The sequence below is a fragment of the Methylomonas fluvii genome, from assembly GCF_014850975.1.
In the GTDB taxonomy this organism is placed as follows: domain Bacteria; phylum Pseudomonadota; class Gammaproteobacteria; order Methylococcales; family Methylomonadaceae; genus Methylomonas; species Methylomonas fluvii.
Genome location: NZ_JACXST010000004.1, coordinates 72,932 through 95,309, shown reverse-complemented (window position 1 = coordinate 95,309; position 22,378 = coordinate 72,932). Strand labels below are relative to the sequence as shown.

Sequence of the window (22,378 nt, the reverse complement as noted above, 5' to 3'; positions counted from 1 at the left end):
CAGGTTCGTCTTGCTGACAAATATGGATTCTCGTTTTCTCCGGTTCTACGGCCACCAATCAGCTTTTCAGGATTTTTTCTGGGGTCTGCTTTTGGGTCTTTTCTTTTAAAAATCATGCTGCTTCCTCCAAGTATTCTTCAATGCTTAAACCCTTACGAGCGAGCCATTCACCCACCCATTCATGACCATGAGTCGCCTTTAATTTCTTGATGGCCGCAACAGAGTCTTTATCCGAAGAGCCCACAAACGCGAGAGCGAGCGGGCCTAACGCAAGATCATAGAGACGACAGCCTTCTTCAGAGACGTAGTAGTAATGCCTCTTGGGGATTGCTGTAGCCAATAATTCGATTTGCCTAGAGTTAAGGCCCATACGGCGATACAGTGCGGTCGCGTCTTCCTCTCTGGCGTAAATGTTTGGCAAGAAGATTTTCGATGCGGTTGATTCGATAATTACGTCGAGGATTCCAGAATTCGCAGCGTCAGATAAGTTTTGAGTTGCCATCAAAACAAAACAGTTCGCTTTTCGCAGTACCTTTAGCCACTCTCGAATTTTTTCCCGGAATACCGCATGACCGAGCATCACCCATGCCTCATCCAAAATAATGACCGTAGGCTGCCCGGTTAATGATCGTTCGATGCGTCTAAAGAGATATAACAACACTGGAAGCGCATAGCGCTCCCCGAGATTCATTAACTCTTCTATTTCAAAAACCGTGAAATCGGTAAGTTCCAGCCCATCCTCTTCGGCATCTAATAGATGCCCCATTGCGCCATCAATGGTGTATTGCTTAAGAGCTTCGCGTATTGCCTCATCTTGAATAGTTACCGTGAATTCAGATAGCGTTCTAGCGCCGCTGTTATGCATGTTGATGATGGCGTTACCAATTTCATTTCGCTGGGCGGGTGATGTAATCAAACCATTTAACGCCAGAATGATGTTGATCCATTCCATAGCCCATGCGCGATCATTTTTGGTTTTCAGGTATTGCAAAGGACAGAAGGCCAGCAATTCGTCGTCGGCGGCCACCGTGAAATGCTTACCGCTTTTCCCTACACTCGTGGCGTGGATTGCTTCGGTTAATGGGTACAGCGACATCCCTTTATCGAATGCAAAGATGTGCATGCCTTGATAGCGGCGCAACTGCGCGGCGAGTATGGCAAGATGGGTTGACTTACCGGCTCCGGTTCGACCAAACATAAATGTATGCCCCACATCGCCTACATGGAGATTTAGACGGAATGGTGTTGAGCCATGGGTAACACAATGCATAATCGGGGGAGATAGTGCTGGATACATTGGACAAGGTGCATATTCTCTGCCTGTCCAAATGGTGCTAATCGGCAACAAGTCCGCCAAATTCATAGTGTTCAACAAGGGACGGCGTACATTCTCGACACCATGGCCCGGCAAACTACCTAAGTAGGCTTCCATTGCGTTAATGGTTTCGATCCTGGCGACAAATCCAAGCCTGTTTATGGCCTTCTCTACCTGTTGAGCCAGTTCCTGTACGCGTTTTCTATTCTCGTCCATTAGGATTACAACACTGGTGTAATAGCCCTGGGCGATTATGCCGCTATTAACTTCAGCTAACGCCGCCTGTGCGTCGTCCACCATGTTTTGCGCGTCCTCGTCTATCGGTCCTGTGTTGAGATTGAACACTTGATCAATGAAACCGCGTACCTTTTGCCGCCATTTTTTTCGAAACTTTTCCAAGTGACTGATAGCCTCGTGAGGGTCCATAAAAATGAACCTTGAGGACCAGCGATATTCGATAGGTAACTCACCAAGGGCGGTTAACATTCCCGGTGTCGATTCAAGCGGGAATCCTTCAATCGCTACTACCTGGATGTACTTACGACCTATCTTGGGAATCACGCCCGCGAGCAAATCCTCTCCACCAATTAAACAGTCGAGATACATGGGGTTTGTTGGCAGTTGTATCGGATGATTTTTTCCGGTAATACAAAACTGCAACCAGCGCAGAAGATCATCATGAATGACAGTTGTCCCATCTTCATTAACGATTTCATGGCCCTTTAATCTGCGTAAGTTGACCGCTGCCGACAATCGCGTTTCGATGTTGTGACATTCACGTTTAAAGTGTTCAATGAGGTCGGTTGTATATGTCTTTGAGTCAGGTTTCCTGGCGTCGTCGTCGAACATAAGTTCAATAAACTTGCGTTCTGCAAGCACAGGCGGGAGATACGTCAATGTCATGACAAAGTACCCTTCGTACATGGTACTTAGTCCTTCGAAAAGTGTCCGGCGCTCTTCGTCGATGGCTGCCGTGATTCGATCAGGAAATGTCGATAACCCCCTTTCTGAATATGACGGCGCCGGGCGTCGCACGGCGTCGACATGGATCATCCAGCCATTGCCTAGTCTGGATATTGCTTGGTTTAATCTGGCGGATATTGATTCGCGGTGTGCTTCGGTTGAACTATCGTTGTCATCACTCGTATAAAGCCAGCCAGCGAGAAACGATCCATCCTTACCAACAATAATACCGTCATCGACCTCGGCGGCATAAATCAACAAATCCGCTACGCTGGCGTTTTTGGAACGATGTTGACTTAACCGACGATCCTTATCCGCCCTGTAAATCAATCTGGCGAGGATTGCGACTAATAGAATCCCTAGTCCCGCAATCATGAGTGTTATGGCCTCGATCATCATCTGTATTGTTTCCCTTGGCTATTTGGATTTTCACGGAACGGGGTGCTTCTGGCCGGGTAATACCCTCTTAAATTACCTACCCGCGTACCTCGATACCGTAAATGTCGTAGATAAATAAATCGCATTTTCGGATCTGATTTGGCCGCCAACCGTGCTAGGTATAATGCACATAACCATAAAACTATCCCGACAATGGCTGCCCTCAGTTCTTGAGCGGAGAAAATTAGCGCTCCGGCCACTAGGCCGGAGAACATCACAAACTCACGATCCCCGCCCATGAACAAGTTGTCTCTGTTACCCGCTCTGCGAATTGGAATCGCGCGTAAGGCCATTACTTTTCACCCACCATAGCCAATGACTTACCAGCGCTTTTTAATGTACGCAGTTGAAGGCATGCTAACGTTGCTATTAAACACGCGATCATCAATGCCCCCTTGACATACTGCGTCGCGTGAAAACCCATAATCATGAGCTGTGTGCCTACCTCATCCGCCGACAGTGTGATTACTGCTCCGCGACCAAATACGTTAGTCATAACGTTTTGGGCACCGACTAAGAGGGCCATGACAAGAACGATGAAGATCAAGGTCCGAAAGAAGCCGTTTAAGTCGCCGCCAAAAATCAGCACACCGCCGGCGACAATGATCCCAATGAGTGACAACGAAAACGCTACGGGACCAGTAACCGATGTTCTAAGGCTGGTAAGCCAATCCTCATAAGGTAAAGCTCCCCCATCACCTACGGCGGCGGTCGCCTGTTCTGGCATAAAAAAAACCAATGCCATTAACAGAATTAGCGGTGCTCTTTGCAGTCGATTCGCGAGTGCATTCATTTTGTAACTCCTACAGATTAGAGGTTATGTAATGACCGTCCCTGTAACCGGAAACCTCTATGATTTCCTGAATACGACGGCCTTCTTGGGTTTTGGCGATGAAAACAACAACATGTACCGCTTCGCCAATCAGCGGTTCAATAGGTCTAGGTGATTCTGGATGCATGCTGATTAACATGGATAATCTGTCCAGCCCAGCCTTCGCATTGTTTGCATGGAGTGTGGCCGTTCCACCCTCGTGGCCCGTATTCCATGCCATTAGTAGGTCTAGCGCCTCTGGTCCACGTACTTCACCGACTAATATTCGATCTGGCCGCATCCTGAGCGTTGTTTTCAACAACTGCGTCATCGGGACATCAATAGTTGAGTGATACTGCACGTAGTTTTCGGCCGCGCATTGGATTTCGCCGGTATCCTCAATAATGAACACTCGTTCTGTGGGGTCGAACTCAACCATTTTGTTAATAATGGCGTTTACCAACGTCGTTTTCCCTGATCCAGTTCCTCCGACAACTAAAATGTTTTTGTGATCTTTGACTGCCTTTGTAATCACATCGAATTGATTGCAGGTCATGATGCCGTCCGAGACGTATTGCTCCAGTGGAAATATTGCAATAGCCTTCTTTCTGATTGCGAAAGTTGGCGCAGGCACAACAGGCGGAAGTTGGCCGGCGAATCGTGAGCCATCAAGAGGGAATTCGCCTTCCAGGATGGGTTTTAATCTGGTGATCTCTTTGCCATGAAAACCCGCAATAGTTTTAATAATTGCCTCACCCTTGCTAATTGATAAGGTTCCTATGCACTTCATCTTGTCCCCAAGACGTTCTTGCCATAGTTTGCCGTCGGCATTCAGCATCACCTCAACGGTTCTCGGATCAGCTAAAGCAGACAATATGATTGGACCTAAATCGCGTTCGAGCTTTACTTTCGCCCTGTCACTGACTGATTCGTGTAGATTCTGTTCGTGGGTCATCGTTATCCTCTCAGGTCATTGCTTCACTGTTCGCCTGTGCATTTTGCTTATAGTGCAATGCACTTTTTATAAACTGCAATGCACTCTAGTACAAACTGCCTCCGCAGTCAACGTAAAGTGCATTGCACTTTTTGATTTTTTAAACACGTTCCGCTCTTTTTGTTAGGGCAATTGAAGTCGGTTATGTAATATCGTGTACGTTGCTATTTTTTAGCGGCTAAAATTTCGTAGTGGCGTATAGGCCTTTGCAGTACGAGTGAAAGCCGCCAGTTCATCGCGTCATGTTTTCGACATGCTATAAACTGCGAAAAAAATACTATCAACAATGACTTACGAACGCAAATACATTAATTTTTTTATTCAGTGTTATGGAAATGGTTTACCCTATTAGCGACTTAGGTTGCGCCGTTGTGCGAATGTCATTCGCTGATTGGCTTGTAATTGCCGAACTTGAGTTCTTTGATGTTGATGAAGGCGATCATGACGATTTTGTTCAGCACATACCGTCTCTGTATGCTTACTCAATCACCGTCGCATTAGTAAAGGTCGGTAATACGCTCTTCAAATTATCCGGAAAGCGGCGGAAGGAAGCATGGCTAAATGGCACGCTGTCCAAACCTGATTACCTCATGGCCTTGATTTTCGACATGACCGAAGAAGATTTTCAGACGTTATGCATCGAAGCGAAGACGAAGCAATTTGAGGCGCTACCACCACATGAAGTAGTGAAAGCCGCCTATAACGAATTGGGGTTGACCTTTGTTTCCGAGAGGCTGCGAAATGGATTTATCAATGAGGCCATTCATATCGCGTTACGGGGCCGTCAACGCTCTCTACAAGATAAACGTTCAATCAGAGAGCGCGAAGACATTAATATGAAAAAAGCTATTGAATTGTTTAAAAGCGAACTCCTATTGATTGATGGCTTACTCCCTAAATCAGATATTTTTACAACTGGTGTATTAGGCGGTTCGTTAATAATGCTTGCCCTGAATAAACCAATTACTGAATTTCTGAAACGTTTGAACGATAATCAAGGGCAAACTAAAGATGGGTTGGCAGACCCGATTGAATGTTTGTTAAAGGCAATTCATCGCCACAAGATAAGTCAACGGACAATGCAGCCGCGTATGGCAATAGACCTGGCAAAAAAGACAGTTCACGCCATTGCCATTTGGTTAGAAGGCGATCAATCAGCTAAGTATTGGCGAATGAGGGATTTAACCGGGCATGAGCTGATGCCTCTGATTATGGAATTGAAGCAACTAAAGATGATAAATGCGGAAAGAGATTTATAACCTATTGAAATCGAGTATTATCTTTTTCAGTTGCTCAACATTCGCAAAAGACCCTCAAGTAGTAATTGTTTACTCTGCGGAGGCTTTAGGGAATCCGGCTTACGCCCAAGTAATAGCCGGCATCGAACACATGAATAGTCATGTTCAACGAATCGAATCTACTGGCGATAACAATAATATAAGCTCTATCCTTGATGCGACGCATGCCGACCGGGTTATAGCGCTTGGTAAGGGAATTGTTGAGAACATTTACCGCACGGAATATCGGGAACGAACGCTGGCAGGGTTGATGTACTTTAATCCAGCGGAATACAGCGGCGTAGGCTTGGCGCTTGACAATCGTGTACTGGTTGAACATTTGGCTAGATTACTTCCATCAGTCAAACACTTCTTTGTAGTTCAGCAATCCCATTTTCAGACCATTGATTATGTGCCAAATAATTTAAAGTCATCAGCCGTCATAGAAATTAGGGAAGGAGTAGATTCGCTAGACACCATTCGTGTACTTGGCCGGTTACTAGATGAAGCCACGTCCGCTGATGCAATATTTATCCCAGCTAACTTACCAAAAAATATTCTGTATGAAGTAGCGAAGGTCGCATGGGATAAAAAGATCATCCTTTTATCGACAAACCTTAGCCACCTTGAGAATGGCGCCCTCATAGCAGCTTATCCTGATGATTTTGCGTTGGGAGAGCAATTAGGCCGCTTAGTGAGCCGACCGAGCCCAGTCTATGAAAACATCAAGGTCATTAAATTCGCGCTGAATCGGCGAGTAGCCCAACATCTTGCTATTGAGTTCGATCCGATTGTACTAGATTCCTTCGCCCTTAAAATTAAATGAGTCTGCTCGACCGCTACAACATACAACAGCGGTTCAATTTTTTGATTTTCATTTCCATTATCCTGGCGTCATGTTTCTTAATTGGATTCATGTACAAGTTAATTTCTAATTACATCAACGACTACACAAGTCACTACTGGCGAGAACATACCGCAACATTTGCTGATTCAGCCATATACTCGGTAATTTTAGGTTCAACATCACAGTCGGAATCCGTTGTCCATAGCTTTGCGTCAGACAAAAACGTATTGGGAGCAACGATTTATAATAGTCGTGGTGAACTATTAGCTTCTTACGGTGCTAAGTCTGTGTGTGAACTAAATCCGCCACTTCGCACTGAAGAGCCCAGCTATTCGGACAACCGAGACTCATGGTGCTTCTATTCACCTATATACCAAGAAAGCTATTTGGGGTACGTCGAATTAGTTATATCGAAAGCTGAATATGACCTAGTAATGAAGAAGCTTTTACTAGGATCAATATTGATCATTCTCATTTTCTCGTTATTTTTTATAGTCATTGTCAGGAGGTTGTCACGACTATTTACTTCGACATTGATGGAAATGGCGATGGTACTCAATAAGGTAAGCCTAGGTGAGAGAGGAAATCGAGTTCATTTTTCAGGGTCATCCGAAATCAATAACATGCGAATTACTCTCAACGATATGTTGGCGAATATCGAAACGACAGAAACAGAGCTAGAGAAAAGCGTCGAAGAGCGGACGAGTGCCTTAAAAATAGCGCTCGAAAGCAGCGAAACCGCCAACGTTTATAAAGCGCAGATTATGTCTATGGTGTCTCATGAAATGAAGACACCTTTACACGCCATAGGGGATATTTGCAACTATTGGCTGAGCGTTTACCGGATGATCCTGTTTTCACTGAAAATCGAGCATTACATGCAAAGGCATTAGTTCGCGTTAATGACCTGAATACTTTAATCGACAATATTCTATTACATGCGCAGCTAGAGGCCGACCGGTACGATGTGGCACTAACTTCTATTGCAATTGCACCTTTAATGCATGCATGTGTTGAGAATGTTACCCCTTTGCTTAACCGCAATAGAAATCAGCTACAGCTAATCGGCTCAGATACCATGATTGTATCGGATAGCGAGGTTTTGCGGCACATTCTGAACAATTTATTGAGCAACGCGTGTAAATTCACCACAGATGGCGTGATTACTCTGACTTGGCGACTTAGCCAGGCGTTTTTAATTATTGAGGTTGCAGATACAGGCTGTGGAATACCTGCTGAGTTTTGCGATCAAATTTTTGATGCATGGTGGCAGGTGGACATGAGTCTAGGCCGGCGATATGGCGGGCACGGACTTGGCTTGGCAATAACAAAACAGTTCGTACAACGTTTAAACGGCGACATCTCTGTTGAGCCAAATCATATATCTGGCACTATTTTTACAATCAGAATACCGAATTCCAAGTCCTAGCTTGTTCGTCTTCGGATAAGCTATGCGGTAAGTTTATTTTAATCGCATCAATAATACGTCTTGCTTTCTCGATATTGCTAACTGTTAACTCTCGTTCTAACTCATTGACTAGATTTCTCAGTTTTTTCTGTTTCTGGTCGTGATAATAGTCTTGATAAATTAGTTTGGCTTTATTTATTTGGCTGACGCATTGCGCTCTTAACTCCATCAATGTGTACGGTTTTGGCAAATATTGACTGGCTCCGTTCAGGATAAAGTCTTTGTTATATTCTGGTTTATCAAAGGCCGTCATCACAATAATTGGCTGGTTCTTATCTACATCCATTATTTCCGATAGCACTTCATCCCCTTTGCGCCCCGGAAGCATGTAGTCAAGCAAGATAAGATCGTGACGTTTCTTTTTCCATAATGCTAAACCTAGTTCGCCATCTGTGGCTCTATCGACGTCATAATCGCTCTTTAAGGCCTCATATACTATTTCCGAGGCATCTTCATCGTCTTCTATGACAAGCACGCTTGCTTTTACCTGTCCTCGCTGCCCGCGAACGTATCCGGTGCAGTGGGCCATCTGTAGAGTTTCTACCAAGTCATTTATTGAAATGGTTTGGAAGTTATATTCTTTGGCGAGAATAACCGGCACTTCGGTGTCACAGGTTTCGCTTATCAGGTAAACTGGCACTGCGTGCCCAACCAATTGCTTCGAATTTATCAGTTTAGTTAACTGCCATATATCAGTGCCATCGAACGAATAATCTGTGACAATGAAATCATATTCATCGCTCTTTAGGGCCTCGATGAAATCATCTGTTGTCTCTATGACGGATGTACTGGTGCTTTCAACGCCAAGGATTTGATTGGTGATCGCATTGCTGATTTCATAATCACTTGAGGCAACAATCACTTTCATTAGAATATCTTCGATAAAGGTTTTAGTTTTCCACCATCACGACCAGTATCTATGGTCCACCTTGGCGGTCTCGGTTTCGACATGCATTTATAGGGCTTGAGTAGTTTGAGTTATCGAAACGATTACATCTCTCTCAGGCTTATAGGTAATACTAACGGTAGGTTTAATGTCCTCGTTGACGAGAATTGTAAATTCTCGTAGCACTGTGGCAATAATCACCATCATTTCCAACTCTGCGAAATGCCTACCAACACAATTGTGTACTCCACCACCGAACGGGAGAAACGTGTACTTATGTCGCTGCGTTACGGCACCGTTTAAAAAGTGTTCTGGATAGAATTCGTTTGGCCGCTCCCACCACCTAGCATCACGATTGGTCGCATAAAGGCTCATTATTACAGACGTACCTTGTGAAACCGTTTTTCCTCCTACGGTTATCGTCGTTGCTGTATCCCTACTAAGCGCGATAGCCTGCGGATATAAGCGTAATGTCTCATAAAGCGCCGCCTTGGTGTAGATCAACCGTTCCATAGTTTCTGGCGTCAATAGGTCATCCTTGATGCCCTGTATTTCACTGGTAATACGTTTATGGACCGCCTCATGCTTACCTATAAGGTAAAAGAACCATATCAACGTATTAACAGTGGTGTCTTGCCCAGCCAGGAACAACGTAACCGCCTCATCCCTTAGTAACTCTCTCGACATTTGTGAGCCGCTTCTGTCCCTACCATTCATCATTAGCGAAATTAAATCATGGCCTGTCGGCTCAATTCCATCGATTTTGGAGTCAACATAGGCCACGAATTGATTGATGGCTTTCTCCATCCTCCTATTTTGTAGGACAAAAAGCCGCTTTAATTTTCCCTTGCCTAGCGTCTCTGTTAGTAAATGCGGAAATAATCCTTTTACTATGGTGTCAATCGCCGCCATCAATAACTCTTCATTATGTGATGTTTTTGCCTGGCCAAACATGACCTGAATCAGAATGCTCTGAATAAGGGTTTTTAATTCCTCTGATATGTTTACTTTAGTGACGCCATCGTTTTTGAGCCGCCTTGTGGCATTGCAGGCTTCTTTAAGCATAATGCCGTGCCACTCTGCGATAGCTTGCCTTGTAAACATTGGCTGCATTAGTCGACGCTGGTTTGTCCATGTAGCGCCCTTGCTATTAAACAGTCCATCGCCGAACATAGGTTTTTTTGCTTCATAAAGTGAGTCTCTATTCAAAAGGCCCCTAGCTTCTTGATTGAATATTTCCTCGTAATGTTCCGGATTTGATGTAAATAAAAGCTTCTTATTGAAAAAGCATGTTTGCACAAAGTCGCCATATTTCTTGTGTATAGCGGTTAATGCGCCAGTAGGATTGGTTATTAGCCTAGCTAGATAAATAAGCACTAGAATGTCACTTTGACTTGTCCCAATACGGTTCGCCCAAGAATAGCTTCATCCCCTGGGAATAAAATTGGGTTTAACGTTGGTTCTTTTAGAGTTGAATTAAAGATGTTATTGACTCTGAATGTGAATTCGAGTGGTTTCGCGACTTTGGTCGATAGTGTTAGACCAGCCGTAAAATAACCTGCTAAATTCCCACGTGGATCATCGGATGGCCGTTTTCGCTCTCCGATCCAATTTAGTTGAGTCCCTACCGCCCAACTATCAGTGATGTCCCAGTTTATCAGCCCTTTTGCCATGTGTTCTGGCATTAGACCTGTATAAGACGTAGAGGGCAACCCGTGATAACTGTAGCTGACAGCAAAGTCAACATCGCTGCTTAGCTTGTACTTTGTTTCAGTCTCAAAGCCTATCCCATCAATTGGGGCGCTGTTACGAAAGCCGACCGGGGTCACACTTGTGGAGTTAGTGGACGCGATTAAGTTTTCTTGTTTAAACCAATAAACATTCGCCGACGTCATTAAATCAGACGACCATTTGTTTTCAACCTGGAATTCAACCGTGTTTACAGTTTCCGGTTTAACTGTAGTGCCCGGAATCAGTGGTAGATTCTTTTCAAGAAACGACGGCGGTCGAAATGCCCGGCTATATAGCAACTTGGTTGTCAGATTCAAATTGACATTCCACACCAGTGCGATACGTGGACTATAACCTGGTGATACGTCCGAGTAATAATCGTAGCGAAAGCCAGTAGTTAGATACCAATCTGGTGCGAAATTCCACTCATCCTGTATTAGCGCATAATAATTTGTTCGCTCTTTCGATGCCAATAGTGGATCTCTTCCAAATGCCGATGCTTCGGTTAATGGGATCTGCTGTACAAAGGTTGGAGTAATGATGTAATTGATTTTGTCAGTTCCATCAGAAATCCAGTTGTAAATAAGTCCCGTACCCCCTGTAATCGTGTGTTTATTAATGCCAACGTAATTGAGTTGGGTAGTTAGCCCAGTTGTCCCCTGGAAACCAGACACAATATTTCGTGCACCAAGTGGCAATAACCCGCCGAACGTACCTGCCGGCAATAAATAAATATCGGTACTTGGATTTTGCCCCAAAAAATAAAACGAAGTTTTATTCGTTAGTGCATCGGTGATTTTGTTATTTAGCGACAGATCGAGATTATATATATCATTATTTGTGCCGCCAGTACCATCAAGGGCATAAGCCGCTCCAATACCGGTTTCTACATGTCTGAATCCTTGATACCCGGCTCGAAGCCTGATCATATCTTTGTAGGCCACGTCTATGCGCGCATCAATGTCACCCCGACCATTATTGGTGACGCCTGGTGCATTAGATACGTGAGTTCCAAACTGGCTATCTATAACTGTCTGTGCGTCTTGGCTGACCCTTCCTTGATAACCATTTGTGCTACCGCCTTGAATGGCTAAGCTGTACTCTAAGTCGCCTGATTCGTTACCGTATTCAGCCCAGCCTTCATAAGTATCTTGATTTCCAAAGAACCCACCAGCATCGCCCCCTTTTAGCTCTTTGCCGGTCTTCAGAACAATGTTGATAACTCCAGTCGTGGCGTCGCCACCATAGAGCATTGAACCAGGCCCTCTAATTACTTCGATATGTGCAATATTCTTAACCGGCAGATTCCATTCGAATGGTTTTCCGCCAAATAATGTATTCCTAACAGGTACGCCATTGACTAAGATTAACACTTGAGCGTTTGTCTCAGAGGAAACACCGCGAAACCCAATAACCTTAACGCCACTTCTGGCGTTGCTTACATGTACACCAGGTAAGTATTCGAGAACATCCGTCAAGCGTCTGGCACCGATTCTTTCAATGTCTTTAGCCGTCATAACCGACGTAACACTAGGACTTAGGCTTTGCTGCAACGGGTGCCCTGATGCAATTGATTGCATTTGACCAGATCCATAAATCAATCCTAAATCGTCGTCTGTTTCGGCTATTGCGTTTTGTGTGATACACAGACAAAAACACACATATTGCGCCGTTTGAGAAGATTTCATAGTGGATAGTTTACGATCTAATCGCTCTGATCTATTACGATATGGATTTCATGCCCTGTTGAATCTTCTGCTTCTTCAAGAGGTACAAACGTTAATCTGATGGGGATGGATATATCTTTATAGGTTTCTCGAAGGTATCGGATCAATGTATCTAACGTTGACCATTCACGAACTCTTTTGCGATAGGACACTAACAAAAAAGCCCCGTCCTTCCAATTTAATTTAGTGACTATTCGGTACTTTTTACTCGGTGCCTGAACAATATTGATTTCCCTTACGGCCTTAGTTTTAACAAACTCTACCAGCTCGGCTTCTTCTATATTGTATGTGTTATTTTGATACTCCATTACGTTATGCCAGTAACCGTGAAATGTACTTAAACACCGTCGAAACAAATGATTTTTTACAATATAACATGTTTTGATTCTGGCGGTTAGCAGGATATGACGGGGCTAATTTGATGATTTCTTTCGATCACTGACATCCATGTTCACCCTTCTGCCACCTCCAGAAATATACAGCCTGCCAAGATAAGTAATGATGGGGGGCCAAAATCTTTCATCAAACACCCGCGATAAATGCGTGAAGAATGTTCGACTATACACACCCGCCCTCCTCCTTGGATTTTAGCGGCTAAAATGTTGTTTGACTTCCGCCTATTAGTTAAGCTAAACTCTTTACTACGTGCTATCGCGTTACTTTATTCTTTAGCGAGACTTAAACATGTCGCAAGGCAATCAGATTACTCTTCTTGATAATACCCAAGATTCAATTTCTCTCGGTAAAAAGAAAACGCCCAAAAAACGAGTCTCGCAGCACAAACCAGTCCCGCCTGACGCTTTTTCAAATCAGCAGTTATGCCTGTTTCAAGACTTTTTAGCCAACAATAATGACGAGCGCGATCAACTTGGCAACGCTTTCGACCTTTGGGATAGCGTTCCTCGGTTTTCAATTACACGGAAACGGCAAGAAGAAATGCGGCTACCAAGTGGCGCATTACCAATCTGCACAATTGCCTTCAAATACAGAGGTAATGAATTCAAGATACTTATAAGACCAGCAAGGCTAAAGGACCCTATCACAGAGGTAGAAACAGAATATTATCCTGGAGCACGAGAGGAACTTGTTGAACACGCATTACGAAAAATTGCGGTTGATGATGGTTTTTATGATGCTGATGGATTCCGTTCCGGATGCCGATTTACATTACACCGATTACGCACTCATCTAGCTGATCAAGGCCACACCCTCCGTTACGACGAACTAACGGAAGCATTGGATATTCTATCCCTTAGCAACATTGATATTCAAGGGGAAACGGAGGACACAGAAGTCTGCTATACCCGCATGAATTATCTTTCATTGCTTGCAAGGGTGAGCAAAAAAGACAGTTCTATAAGCAATTCTCAAGACTCTAAATGGTTAATTCAGTTTCATCCATTGATTACTAACAGTATTTCTAATCTGACATATAGGCAGTTCAACTATCGCAGATTAATGAAGTGTAGAACTCAACTATCAAGATGGTTAATCTCACAATTGGTACTCAAGTACACTCAAGCAGCATTAACTAACAGCTTCGTAATGCGGTACAGCACAATCAAGCGAGACAGCGCTTTACTGGAAGGCTATAAACGCGAACGTGATGCAATAGCTACACTTGAAGAATCTTGGGATGAACTTAAGTCGCTAGGTGTTTTAACCAGCCACACCAAAACAGAAGAACGCGGGAAGCGGTCTAAAATCGTAGATGTTGTGTATACCATATTCCCTTCACCAGAATTCACTGCAGAACAAAAAGCATCGAATAGACGATTAATAGATTCGAAAAAATCACTTGATGGTGGAAATGGGTCCCGAGCCGTAATTAACGCAGGGGGAATAGGTCGCGGGTCGTAACCAAAGAAGGGGGAATAGGTCGCGGGTTCTTCAAAATTCAATGGAAATAGGGGTAAATCAGTACGTTGGTAACGTTCAGGGTAATTCGCTATTAAGGAAATAACTACCTCTCACCGGATTAGCCATTAACAAAAGTACTTTCATGAACACAGGGGGAATGGGTCGCGGCAAATGTCTTTTTCCAGGGGGAATAGGTCGCGCTATTCAGGGGGAATAGGTCGCGGGTACAAATCGCTTTAGATTTTCACCCTGAATAGATCAAATCAGGCAGGGGGAATAGGTCGCGTGTTCCTAAAAATCCAGGGGGAATAGGTCGCGGGTTATTAAAAAACCAGGGGGAATAGGTCGCGGTTCGCGGGATTGGCAAAATCAAGATACCTTTTTGATGACATGAGTACACATAAATGAGCTTTATCACAATACAATTAGGGGGAATAGGTCGCGGGTACAATTCCCAACATATTGATTATGCTCAAGTAAACTGGTCTTTTACAGTCCTTATTACTTATAAGCCTTATATAGCCTTTTTTTAACCGTGCAAATAAACCTATGACTTCTTTTAGTATGCTCTTAGAACATGCAAGACGAACAGCCGTAAACTGCAACAAAAACAATTAGCCTCTGGACATTAAAACGAACAACAAGTCGAGTTTTTACTAAAAATTCTTGCTTTAAATGAATCCACTAGGGGGAATAGGTCGCGGGTCTTCTATTCCGAATTGGACTATTCCATACATTATTGCCGATTCATATGAGTTTGTAGAAGCAATTCTGCCAAAGCACCAAGCGTTTCAAGTCAGAAAATGGGCAGAAGAGACAACAAAAAAATAACAGATTATAGAAAAGCAAAAATCATTAAACGCCAAAAGGAAATCATTAAGATTGGATCTTGATGCAGAATCTTCCTAACGCTATTCCCAAGAGAACTCGGCAGCGTCGTTATAATCTCAAAAATAAGTGAAACATGCCTATACGCTTATGGTGATAAGCCAATTCAGTATAGGATAAATGGGAGGGCAAAAAAGTTATTGCACCCGATCATAAGCGTGTTCAATCCCTTTATGGTTACGATCATCTGCAACTTCTACAATGACCTTTCCATTTTAGCGGCTAAAATCGAAGCCCTTAACTTAAGTGATGGTATTTTAAAAAAAATGAACAATGACACAACAGTTAAACGACGATACTCGTCAACCCCATTTGATGGAAAAGTCATAGAAATACGACCTGAATGTTTAATACCCTTTAGTGAAAATTGGAGTGTTCCGAACGGAGATGAAGTTAGAGAAATAATTCGCCGGACAGGATTAACAGGGGGCCAAGTTGCAAAAAAAGTGGGACTTACTGGTAGTGGCGCCAGTAGAACCGTAAGAAGATGGGTTAGTGGGGAAACTGATATATCTTATGCCATTTGGGGTATTTTATGCGATCTGGCGGGCATCAAATCTATCTGGCGCGAAACTGAATCAGATTAAACACCTGATAGTTATAGCTTTCGATCATTTAGCTGATGCAACCATGTAAACTTGACAAATAGGACATAACGCCCTACTGTATACATCGAAGGCCGGGCATTCCGCCAAGGTCAGTTACCGGAGATTCCGATGAGTATTACTGCAACTGCCGTTGAACCTGTTAAACGCGAAAGTTTTTTGCCAACCTATTTCAAAGAAAAACTTTGTCTAGGGGAAACGCTTATTTATTCCTTTATGGACAAACTATTTGAAGAATATTCTGGTGGTTATTGGGATTTTTTTACGCTGTTGAATGGTGGCTTTTACATGGCTCCTACAGGCTATGAGGAAATCACATGTAATGCGGATAATGGCTTTTGTGGTGAAATGTCTGGGGACGCCGCTGGTATTGTCGCAACTCTTTACACCCTTAACGTAATTGCAAATAAAACAGAGCAAGACCACTTTATAGAAATGTACCATCTGTTAATTGATTACATTTCATTTCACGAAGAAAGTGGCAAGATATATGCTGCAATTAATTGAGTATTCTTAAGTAGCGAAAATACCATTTATTGCGGAAGTAAGAAGATGATAGGTAGCCCCGGCATAACCGGGGCTTGCCGCGATGCTGTCACATCACGACACAGGCGCGGGCCTGACTGATTATTAAAACTTAATTTCGCAAAGGTAGTCAATATGGCAGCAAAACTTTATAAGTTTCCGGATGTAGGAAAAGCTCACCCGCAGCAAGAAAATGTTGTCGAAGCCACCGATCCTTTAATTCATAGTTCTCCCCCACTTTTGCACCGAATAGTGCATATTGTTTGGATAATGCTTGCCCTAGTTTGGCCAATCTCTAAATGGCTGTTTGCCCTCGATGTTCTATTTCAGTTCATAAGGGCAATGTATTATCACAATACACCGGGTATGTATGCTGGGCTGACCGCTATGATTCATGCTTCATTGTTAATTGCGATTACTTACTTTGTTGAGTTCTATGGGCCTCGCAAATTTTAGCCGCTAAAATGTTATTTGACTCCGCCTATTAGTTAAGCTAAACTTTATGCATGCGTTAAGCTTAACTCTTTACCTCACGGCGGCTGTCACCGTCGTTTTATCAACAAGGCGCGGAGCACTAACATGGGCAACAGATGTTTAGGAAGTGGTTATGAAAAGACTAACCGAGAGGCAATTCGAACAAGCAGTTTCTCAATTAGAAATTGGGGAACAAACAATCTTAATAGCACGGGGGGTATTGGTAGACGGGAAATCCCAAGCCGATTTTTCAAGAGCGATGAACATAACAAAGAGTGCAGTTTCTCAAGCTGTAAACAGAGTCTGGAACGCGCACAAGGAATTAGCGGAAGTACCGGAAGGGTACGAGAAAGTGACGGTGATCCTTCCTCGTCATCAAGCGTTTCAAGTCAGAAAATGGGCAAAGGAATCAAAGGAACTATGAAAACATTAGTTACGGCGAATCAAAAGGGCGGTGTTGGTAAGACTGCAACACTCGTGCATCTTGCCTTCGACTTTGCTGAGCGTGGTTTCCGTGTTGTTGTAATAGATCTCGATACTCAAGCGAATGCGTCTTACACGCTAGGGGCATATAAGTGTGGAGTCTCTGCTAGTTCGCTACTAACTAATGCGAAAGTTGATTGTTCTTTGTTACCCTCCACTGGATTGGTTCTTATCGAGTCCGATGCTGCACTCGCCAATATGGAAAAAATGACGCTGAGCGATGCGGGTATGAATTTTAAATCCGCCATAAGTGAATTATCGTCTGTTGGCTTTGATATTTGCTTGATTGATACAGCCCCATCACTTGGCGTAACAATGGGAGCCGCTCTATTTGCATCAGACTTTGTTCTTTCACCAATTGAGTTAGAGGCATACAGTATTCAAGGTATAAAACGAATGGTTACGACCATAGCTAACATTCGAAAAGCTAATAAAAATCTTAAGTTTCTTGGCATGGTTCCTAGCAAAGTTGATAAAAGGAATCCAAGGCACTTACGACACCTTCAGGAACTCACCCATGCTTATCCGACATTAATGACTCCTGAAGGTATAGTCATTGGTCTACGGAGTAGTATTGCCGATGCATTAGCATCCCGAACGCCAGTATGGAAAATCAAAAAAACAACAGCGCGAGTGGCGGCCAAAGAAGTGAGAGCATTAGCGGCCCATGTTCTTAATCAAATGGAGATCGGATAATGACAGATCAATTACACACCATTGCAAGCAGTGGCCTTGCCTTGCATGAAATAGGCGACCTTGCCGGCCTACTCTCCGAACAACCAAAAGAAGCATCTGGTTATGCAGAGATTGACATCAATTTGATCGACGAGGATCCTGCACAACCGCGCACAGAATTCAACCATGGCTTTTCAACTGAAAGCATAGCAGAGTTGGCTGGATCCATTGACAATAGCGGCTTATTGCAGCCAATAACGATTAGGAAGCACCCTGAAATTGAGGGTAGATACATGATCAAGGATGGTGCTAGAAGATTTCGAGCATCAAAGCAAAATGGGGCCGAAAAGATTGCTGCCATCATTGAAGACGAAGGCGATAAGACGGCAGCCCGAGTAAAGATCGAACAACTGATTGTTAATCTCCAAAAAGAAGGTAATACCCCGTTAGAGATTGCGCACACTATCGCAACCGCACTAGAGGAAGGTATTGGAAAGAAGACCATTTCCTCCTTAATCGGTAAGAGCCCGGCGTGGGTGACTTTGCACACTACGTTGCTTAAGTTACCAGCTGAGCTTGATGCGGCATACAAAGCAGGGAAAGTTACCGACGTAAATATTATTTACGAATTGAATAAGCTTTATAAGACGAACCAAGCGGATGTTATGGCTTGGTTAGATACTCCTGGTCAAGAATTCACTAGGGGCCAATTGAAGTTATTTCAGGAATATCTAAAGGACAAGAAAGAAAATATTCGGGTCATCCAGGATGCTAATAATGAACCAATCGCTAACCTCTCTGAAGTTGATGAAGATGATCTTAATAGCGGCCAAGTTTCTGGCACTACCTTAACGGGTGAAGATGAATCAAATATAGAATCTGGCGGACGTTCTTTAGTCGCTACTGGTGACGACCAACTACAATTGACGGATAGTTCGAGCATTCCTAACAATCCAGATATTAAGCAACAGGAAGATAACGAAAGGAAGAAAATAGTCGATCCAAGCAAATTTAAGAAGGCTATCGTTCAGATATGGCATGACGGTCGGCCAGGTAGGATCATTCTTGACAAAAGGCCCTCAACAGAGGGGTTTGGGCATATTAAGTATGACGATGATGGTCATGAATTAGAAGTCGATCTTGGTGAAGTCAAGCTATTGGCATTGGTAGAGGCTTAACTTTTAAAAGTACGCGCTGATTCTTAGTCGGCTCGGTACGGAGTACGGAGCAATATAGTAGCTTCGTTTTGGAGTCGATATGGTACTTGTAAATGTTCCTCAAAAAAGACTTTTAACGCCAGATGTAATTCAGCGGGGCCTCTATAACGCAATTGATCCTGGTTCTGATCAATTGCAAGATGATCAAGGGATAAACGCGAAAGCTATTTATAACGTTGATGAGCTTTTGGATAGTGCTCAAACAGCGGAACGAGAACAGCAAGCTATTCTGGAAGTGTCATCTGTTGAACAAAGCTATCAAGAGGCCCTATTTGATTACGTTGAAGCAAAGCACGAACAAGTAGATCGTGTTGAAGATAAGCTTGAAACCTTAATTGAGAAGCAGCAGTCTAGGATTCAACAAATTCAATCCGCAAAACCTGGAGTTTTGGTTTTGCCTGGTACTCGTCGAGCATGGCAAGATCAAATTGCGCATCAACATTCCAGGTTGCAGGTCATGCAAGCAAGACTCGAAGCTGTTAGAGAAATTCGGGACGGTATGGGCTTGCATTCGCCAAAAATCGAAGAGCTTGCGGAACGGAAATTAAGAAGAAACGAACAGGAATTAACTAACGAGTTTGATAGCGTATTAGAAGCTCAGCGGAGACATAATATTGTTACTAGGAAATCGCTCAAACAAAGTGACAGTTTAGGCATTGCTCCAAAATTAACATTATCCATTTCTCCGGGTTCACAATAGTCTCTTCACCCCAGATAAGAAGGATCATATTTCGCGTTAGATATTATTCTTAATGAATGGATTTCTGGCTTATCTAGAATCCAATGTTGCTTGGTCATATCACGGACTTAAAACGCGTAATTGAGCTATGGTCTCATGCAGGCCGGTTTTACCTTGTCCAATTGGATGTTTTAGCCGCTAAAATTTATTCAGAAGGCCGGGCGATTCGCCAGGGCTTAACCTAAACATAATGGGTTTGTGCCTTATTTGATCCAAACAGTGAATGCTATAAATGCGGTTACAGCGATGATTGTCATGCTTCCTGCAATTACATTCATAATGGCGATCTTTTTTGCATCACGGATTGGGCCATTGATTCTATTTAGCGATGACTCGATTTCAGTCCTGACTGATTTTATGGTATCCCTTGCGCCTTGGGCCATCATGTTTTCCATTGATTCCTTACTGGCGTTCAACGACGCATTTACAATGCGTTCTGCTTTATTCTTTGCGTCTTCGCTCCAGCGCATTGCCAGCGCTTCTAGCTCTTTTTTGAATTGATCAAGCATATCTTGCTGTGCCTTTGCGCCGTCTTGTAGCAATCTATTATTGATCGTTTGCAGTATCAAGATAGGATCGTCGCGACCAACGGCAATGCCGTGTTTAGTCGCGATTTCCCGGATCAGACTTTCTATTTGATCATCTCTCATTACAGAATCACCGCCGTATCCATTTGATCGTACAATTGGCGCTGAATCAGTTTTAGACGTTGCCGCATCATGATGGTGTTTGTCTCTGCGGCAATAGCTTCTTCGAATGTCATTTTATCTTGTAGCATATCGCTCAAGTCTCGACCGAATGTTTCGGCTTTGAGGTCCGGTATTTTTACAATCGCCGCCACGCGCGATTTGTTCGCAGTATAGGCTTTCATTTGCTCAAACCCTTTACCGTTGTCTTCTATTGGGCCCCAATAGGGGTTTAGCCATACCACAAACTCTGCTTCCTCCGGGTACTGCTGAACTAACTGACCAAAGCCGGCCACGGTGTCGACCAATGCTTGTCCACCCGTTACTACCGTGTGAATTACGAGTGTATGGCCCATTTCTTTCAATAGTTGCGGTACTGCGTTGGTCATCAAGTAGTTTGACAGTGGCACAAATGAGCTTGCTCCGTTATCGATAACGATATCGCTTTCACTACTTGCGATCATTTCAATCAATTTGTCGAAATGGCGAGAATTTATTTCATCGCCGTCTAATATATCGAGTTTCACGACGTTGAGCTTTTTGTACCCGTTCAACGTCGCATTCACTGGGTCGGTGTCTACGCATAACGGAGGCGTATGTCCCTTGCTAGTTTTGTATTGTGCGATCAAGGCGGCGATTAGCGACTTGCCAACACCCCCTTTCCCTTGTAATACCATGTGTATTTTTGACATTAGAGCCAATCCTCTTTATTGGGTGATGGATCGAATTTAAAGTTTTGTGGCTTCTGTTGATTGCTGGGGTTAGGTCTTTCTGGTGGTTTGGCTCCTTTCTTCGGGACTAGTTGTGTAGTGTTTTGTTTTGGTGGGGTTTGGTTGGCTTTTTTAAGTACCTGGTTTGTATATTTAAGGAACTGGTGATAACCAATCGTGACCCGCTTAGTTTCGTACATGTTTTCCCATACGGTTCGTATCGAATAGCCCGCCGATATCGCTTCGCAAACGTCATCTTTCACTGCCTGAAACATCACTAGGTTTCGGTCGCGCTTTTTCACTGCGTGTTTTTTCTTCACCCACTCCGCAAGCTGTTCCGTATAACTTTTATTCATCTAATTTCACTGGAGGTGCATCTCAGTCAACTTTGAGTCAATTTTGAGTCAAAATGTATGTAAAAAATAAGCTATATAATATGAATTATCGTTATTTTATATACGTTTAAATATATATGTCTATTATTTTTTTGTCGTTGATCGAGTGTTTGATAACATGTTGTGGAGTTACCGACCGAAAGGTCGGGGCAGGATATGTGAAGTGTACCTACCGTATAAACGGTAGCTACACTTCACTCCCCTTATTCGCGCCGAGCGCTCAACGGTATCCTGCTCTACGAGGTCAACGGCTACCGCCGTTACAACATTTGATGAAGGATTATGAATATGGCAAACGAAACCCGAAAAGGTAGTAATCCAATCCGTGTTTGGGTTACTCCAGACGAGAAGGCCGCGATTGAAGCGAATGCTAGGCAAACTGGCCATAGCACATCGGCCTACTTGAGATTTCTTGGACTTGGTTATGCGCCGAAATGCATCACCGACAACGAGAGGGTTCTGGAGTTGGCGAAGATCAATGGCGACCTGGGGCGTCTTGGTGGGTTGCTTAAGCTTTGGCTAACCAATGATGCCCGAACTGCGCAGTTCGGTGAGTCCACTATCAGGGCTGCACTTGCGCGTATCGAAGCTACGCAAGACAAAATGATTGAAGTGATGAAGGCTGTAATCATGCCGAAGGCTGACCTGTGATTTTAGCGGCTAA

Annotated in this window: 24 protein-coding genes and 1 pseudogene; 14 read left to right on the top strand and 11 right to left on the bottom strand. The window is 43.7% G+C overall.

What is annotated here, in order from left to right; all coding sequences use genetic code 11:
- Nucleotides 1–112: 112 nt before the first annotated feature.
- The 4 genes from EBB_RS25720 to trbB are packed head-to-tail and all read right to left on the bottom strand — an operon-like array spanning nt 113 to nt 4,482.
- Nucleotides 113–2,677, bottom strand: coding sequence for a VirB4 family type IV secretion/conjugal transfer ATPase (locus EBB_RS25720; protein ID WP_442785869.1), 2,565 nt, complete (start codon nt 2,675–2,677; stop codon nt 113–115).
- A complete protein-coding gene (locus tag EBB_RS25715; protein WP_020485801.1) occupies nt 2,674–3,009 on the bottom strand; it encodes a conjugal transfer protein TrbD in 336 nt (111 codons plus the stop codon). Before EBB_RS25715 ends, EBB_RS25720 begins: the two co-directional genes overlap by 4 nt.
- Nucleotides 3,009–3,509, bottom strand: coding sequence for a TrbC/VirB2 family protein (locus EBB_RS26595; RefSeq protein ID WP_192396523.1), 501 nt, complete (start codon nt 3,507–3,509; stop codon nt 3,009–3,011). Before EBB_RS26595 ends, EBB_RS25715 begins: the two co-directional genes overlap by 1 nt.
- Nucleotides 3,510–3,519: 10 nt before the next feature.
- On the bottom strand, nt 3,520–4,482 hold the full coding sequence (trbB, locus tag EBB_RS25705) for a P-type conjugative transfer ATPase TrbB (RefSeq protein WP_192396522.1): 963 nt from the start codon (nt 4,480–4,482) through the stop codon (nt 3,520–3,522).
- 368 nt (nt 4,483–4,850) lie between these two features.
- Here trbB and EBB_RS25700 point away from each other — a divergent pair, with 368 nt between their 5' ends.
- From EBB_RS25700 to EBB_RS25685, 4 genes are all read left to right on the top strand, one after another.
- Nucleotides 4,851–5,780: a hypothetical protein gene (locus EBB_RS25700; protein ID WP_192396521.1), complete on the top strand. Its 930-nt coding sequence runs from the start codon at nt 4,851–4,853 to the stop codon at nt 5,778–5,780.
- A complete protein-coding gene (locus EBB_RS25695; protein ID WP_020485805.1) occupies nt 5,761–6,624 on the top strand; it encodes a type 1 periplasmic-binding domain-containing protein in 864 nt (287 codons plus the stop codon). Before EBB_RS25700 ends, EBB_RS25695 begins: the two co-directional genes overlap by 20 nt.
- 644 nt (nt 6,625–7,268) lie before the next feature.
- Nucleotides 7,269–7,538, top strand: coding sequence for a hypothetical protein (locus EBB_RS25690; protein WP_192396520.1), 270 nt, complete (start codon nt 7,269–7,271; stop codon nt 7,536–7,538).
- A complete protein-coding gene (locus EBB_RS25685) occupies nt 7,472–8,074 on the top strand; it encodes a sensor histidine kinase (protein WP_192396519.1) in 603 nt (200 codons plus the stop codon). Before EBB_RS25690 ends, EBB_RS25685 begins: the two co-directional genes overlap by 67 nt.
- On the opposite strand, the gene EBB_RS25680 is transcribed toward EBB_RS25685, so the two are convergent.
- From EBB_RS25680 to EBB_RS25665, 4 genes are all read right to left on the bottom strand, one after another.
- Entirely contained in the window at nt 8,049–8,981 is a 933-nt protein-coding gene (locus EBB_RS25680; protein WP_192396518.1) for a response regulator, read from the bottom strand. The two genes, EBB_RS25685 and EBB_RS25680, sit on opposite strands and share 26 nt — an antisense overlap.
- Before the next feature lie 87 nt (nt 8,982–9,068).
- Complete coding sequence (locus tag EBB_RS25675; protein ID WP_192396517.1) at nt 9,069–10,376, bottom strand: cytochrome P450; 1,308 nt, start codon at nt 10,374–10,376, stop codon at nt 9,069–9,071.
- Nucleotides 10,376–12,418 (bottom strand): TonB-dependent receptor plug domain-containing protein, encoded by a 2,043-nt coding sequence (locus tag EBB_RS25670; RefSeq protein WP_051067746.1) that lies wholly within the window; start codon nt 12,416–12,418, stop codon nt 10,376–10,378. The genes EBB_RS25675 and EBB_RS25670 overlap by 1 nt, the downstream gene beginning before the upstream one ends.
- A gap of 17 nt (nt 12,419–12,435) precedes the next feature.
- The gene (locus tag EBB_RS25665; RefSeq protein WP_020485810.1) at nt 12,436–12,765 is read right to left on the bottom strand and encodes a hypothetical protein; all 330 of its coding nucleotides are present in this window, start codon (nt 12,763–12,765) and stop codon (nt 12,436–12,438) included.
- Nucleotides 12,766–13,141: 376 nt separating this feature from the next.
- Here EBB_RS25665 and EBB_RS25660 point away from each other — a divergent pair, with 376 nt between their 5' ends.
- From EBB_RS25660 to EBB_RS25625, 9 genes and pseudogenes are all read left to right on the top strand, one after another.
- Complete coding sequence (locus tag EBB_RS25660) at nt 13,142–14,317, top strand: hypothetical protein (RefSeq protein WP_020485811.1); 1,176 nt, start codon at nt 13,142–13,144, stop codon at nt 14,315–14,317.
- A gap of 899 nt (nt 14,318–15,216) precedes the next feature.
- Nucleotides 15,217–15,333 (top strand): annotated as a pseudogene (locus EBB_RS26880) (hypothetical protein); the annotation flags it as partial.
- Between the two features lie 30 nt (nt 15,334–15,363).
- The gene (locus EBB_RS25655; protein WP_306790090.1) at nt 15,364–15,792 is read left to right on the top strand and encodes a helix-turn-helix domain-containing protein; all 429 of its coding nucleotides are present in this window, start codon (nt 15,364–15,366) and stop codon (nt 15,790–15,792) included.
- A 129-nt stretch (nt 15,793–15,921) separates the two neighbouring features.
- Nucleotides 15,922–16,317 carry an antirestriction protein gene (locus EBB_RS25650; protein ID WP_192396516.1) on the top strand — a complete coding sequence of 132 codons (396 nt, stop codon included), beginning with the start codon at nt 15,922–15,924 and terminating at the stop codon, nt 16,315–16,317.
- A gap of 153 nt (nt 16,318–16,470) precedes the next feature.
- Complete coding sequence (gene kleE, locus EBB_RS25645; RefSeq protein WP_064037790.1) at nt 16,471–16,791, top strand: KleE stable inheritance protein; 321 nt, start codon at nt 16,471–16,473, stop codon at nt 16,789–16,791.
- Nucleotides 16,792–16,942: 151 nt separating this feature from the next.
- On the top strand, nt 16,943–17,233 hold the full coding sequence (locus EBB_RS25640) for a TrfB-related DNA-binding protein (protein WP_020485815.1): 291 nt from the start codon (nt 16,943–16,945) through the stop codon (nt 17,231–17,233).
- A complete protein-coding gene (locus EBB_RS25635) occupies nt 17,230–17,988 on the top strand; it encodes a ParA family protein (protein WP_020485816.1) in 759 nt (252 codons plus the stop codon). Before EBB_RS25640 ends, EBB_RS25635 begins: the two co-directional genes overlap by 4 nt.
- Nucleotides 17,988–19,145 carry a ParB/RepB/Spo0J family partition protein gene (locus EBB_RS25630; protein WP_192396515.1) on the top strand — a complete coding sequence of 386 codons (1,158 nt, stop codon included), beginning with the start codon at nt 17,988–17,990 and terminating at the stop codon, nt 19,143–19,145. The genes EBB_RS25635 and EBB_RS25630 overlap by 1 nt, the downstream gene beginning before the upstream one ends.
- Nucleotides 19,146–19,224: 79 nt before the next feature.
- Nucleotides 19,225–19,884 carry an IncP plasmid survival protein KfrC family protein gene (locus EBB_RS25625; RefSeq protein ID WP_020485818.1) on the top strand — a complete coding sequence of 220 codons (660 nt, stop codon included), beginning with the start codon at nt 19,225–19,227 and terminating at the stop codon, nt 19,882–19,884.
- Nucleotides 19,885–20,126: 242 nt separating this feature from the next.
- Here EBB_RS25625 and traM read toward each other — a convergent pair whose 3' ends face one another.
- Genes traM through EBB_RS25610 form a run of 3 tightly spaced genes read right to left on the bottom strand, consistent with a single transcriptional unit; the run spans nt 20,127 to nt 21,675 of the window.
- Nucleotides 20,127–20,573 (bottom strand): conjugal transfer transcriptional regulator TraM, encoded by a 447-nt coding sequence (gene traM, locus EBB_RS25620; protein ID WP_020485819.1) that lies wholly within the window; start codon nt 20,571–20,573, stop codon nt 20,127–20,129.
- Nucleotides 20,573–21,301 carry a PRK13886 family protein gene (locus EBB_RS25615; protein WP_020485820.1) on the bottom strand — a complete coding sequence of 243 codons (729 nt, stop codon included), beginning with the start codon at nt 21,299–21,301 and terminating at the stop codon, nt 20,573–20,575. Before EBB_RS25615 ends, traM begins: the two co-directional genes overlap by 1 nt.
- On the bottom strand, nt 21,301–21,675 hold the full coding sequence (locus tag EBB_RS25610) for a TraK family protein (RefSeq protein WP_020485821.1): 375 nt from the start codon (nt 21,673–21,675) through the stop codon (nt 21,301–21,303). Before EBB_RS25610 ends, EBB_RS25615 begins: the two co-directional genes overlap by 1 nt.
- Nucleotides 21,676–22,002: 327 nt before the next feature.
- Here EBB_RS25610 and traJ point away from each other — a divergent pair, with 327 nt between their 5' ends.
- Nucleotides 22,003–22,365, top strand: a complete 363-nt coding sequence (traJ, locus tag EBB_RS25605) for a conjugal transfer transcriptional regulator TraJ (RefSeq protein ID WP_020485822.1) — start codon at nt 22,003–22,005, stop codon at nt 22,363–22,365.
- Nucleotides 22,366–22,378: the final 13 nt, after the last annotated feature.

What these genes read in the sequence shown, in the direction of transcription:
- EBB_RS25720 (WP_442785869.1), bottom strand. Translation starts at nt 2,677, where the DNA reads ATGATGATCGAGGCCATAACACTCATGATTGCGGGACTAGGGATTCTA.
- EBB_RS25715 (WP_020485801.1), bottom strand. Translation starts at nt 3,009, where the DNA reads ATGGCCTTACGCGCGATTCCAATTCGCAGAGCGGGTAACAGAGACAAC.
- EBB_RS26595 (WP_192396523.1), bottom strand. Translation starts at nt 3,509, where the DNA reads ATGAATGCACTCGCGAATCGACTGCAAAGAGCACCGCTAATTCTGTTA.
- trbB (WP_192396522.1), bottom strand. Translation starts at nt 4,482, where the DNA reads ATGACCCACGAACAGAATCTACACGAATCAGTCAGTGACAGGGCGAAA.
- EBB_RS25700 (WP_192396521.1), top strand. Translation starts at nt 4,851, where the DNA reads ATGGAAATGGTTTACCCTATTAGCGACTTAGGTTGCGCCGTTGTGCGA.
- EBB_RS25695 (WP_020485805.1), top strand. Translation starts at nt 5,761, where the DNA reads ATGCGGAAAGAGATTTATAACCTATTGAAATCGAGTATTATCTTTTTC.
- EBB_RS25690 (WP_192396520.1), top strand. Translation starts at nt 7,269, where the DNA reads ATGCGAATTACTCTCAACGATATGTTGGCGAATATCGAAACGACAGAA.
- EBB_RS25680 (WP_192396518.1), bottom strand. Translation starts at nt 8,981, where the DNA reads ATGAAAGTGATTGTTGCCTCAAGTGATTATGAAATCAGCAATGCGATC.
- EBB_RS25670 (WP_051067746.1), bottom strand. Translation starts at nt 12,418, where the DNA reads ATGAAATCTTCTCAAACGGCGCAATATGTGTGTTTTTGTCTGTGTATC.
- EBB_RS25665 (WP_020485810.1), bottom strand. Translation starts at nt 12,765, where the DNA reads ATGGAGTATCAAAATAACACATACAATATAGAAGAAGCCGAGCTGGTA.
- EBB_RS25660 (WP_020485811.1), top strand. Translation starts at nt 13,142, where the DNA reads ATGTCGCAAGGCAATCAGATTACTCTTCTTGATAATACCCAAGATTCA.
- EBB_RS25650 (WP_192396516.1), top strand. Translation starts at nt 15,922, where the DNA reads ATGAGTATTACTGCAACTGCCGTTGAACCTGTTAAACGCGAAAGTTTT.
- kleE (WP_064037790.1), top strand. Translation starts at nt 16,471, where the DNA reads ATGGCAGCAAAACTTTATAAGTTTCCGGATGTAGGAAAAGCTCACCCG.
- EBB_RS25640 (WP_020485815.1), top strand. Translation starts at nt 16,943, where the DNA reads ATGAAAAGACTAACCGAGAGGCAATTCGAACAAGCAGTTTCTCAATTA.
- EBB_RS25635 (WP_020485816.1), top strand. Translation starts at nt 17,230, where the DNA reads ATGAAAACATTAGTTACGGCGAATCAAAAGGGCGGTGTTGGTAAGACT.
- EBB_RS25630 (WP_192396515.1), top strand. Translation starts at nt 17,988, where the DNA reads ATGACAGATCAATTACACACCATTGCAAGCAGTGGCCTTGCCTTGCAT.
- EBB_RS25625 (WP_020485818.1), top strand. Translation starts at nt 19,225, where the DNA reads ATGGTACTTGTAAATGTTCCTCAAAAAAGACTTTTAACGCCAGATGTA.
- traM (WP_020485819.1), bottom strand. Translation starts at nt 20,573, where the DNA reads ATGAGAGATGATCAAATAGAAAGTCTGATCCGGGAAATCGCGACTAAA.
- EBB_RS25615 (WP_020485820.1), bottom strand. Translation starts at nt 21,301, where the DNA reads ATGTCAAAAATACACATGGTATTACAAGGGAAAGGGGGTGTTGGCAAG.
- EBB_RS25610 (WP_020485821.1), bottom strand. Translation starts at nt 21,675, where the DNA reads ATGAATAAAAGTTATACGGAACAGCTTGCGGAGTGGGTGAAGAAAAAA.
- traJ (WP_020485822.1), top strand. Translation starts at nt 22,003, where the DNA reads ATGGCAAACGAAACCCGAAAAGGTAGTAATCCAATCCGTGTTTGGGTT.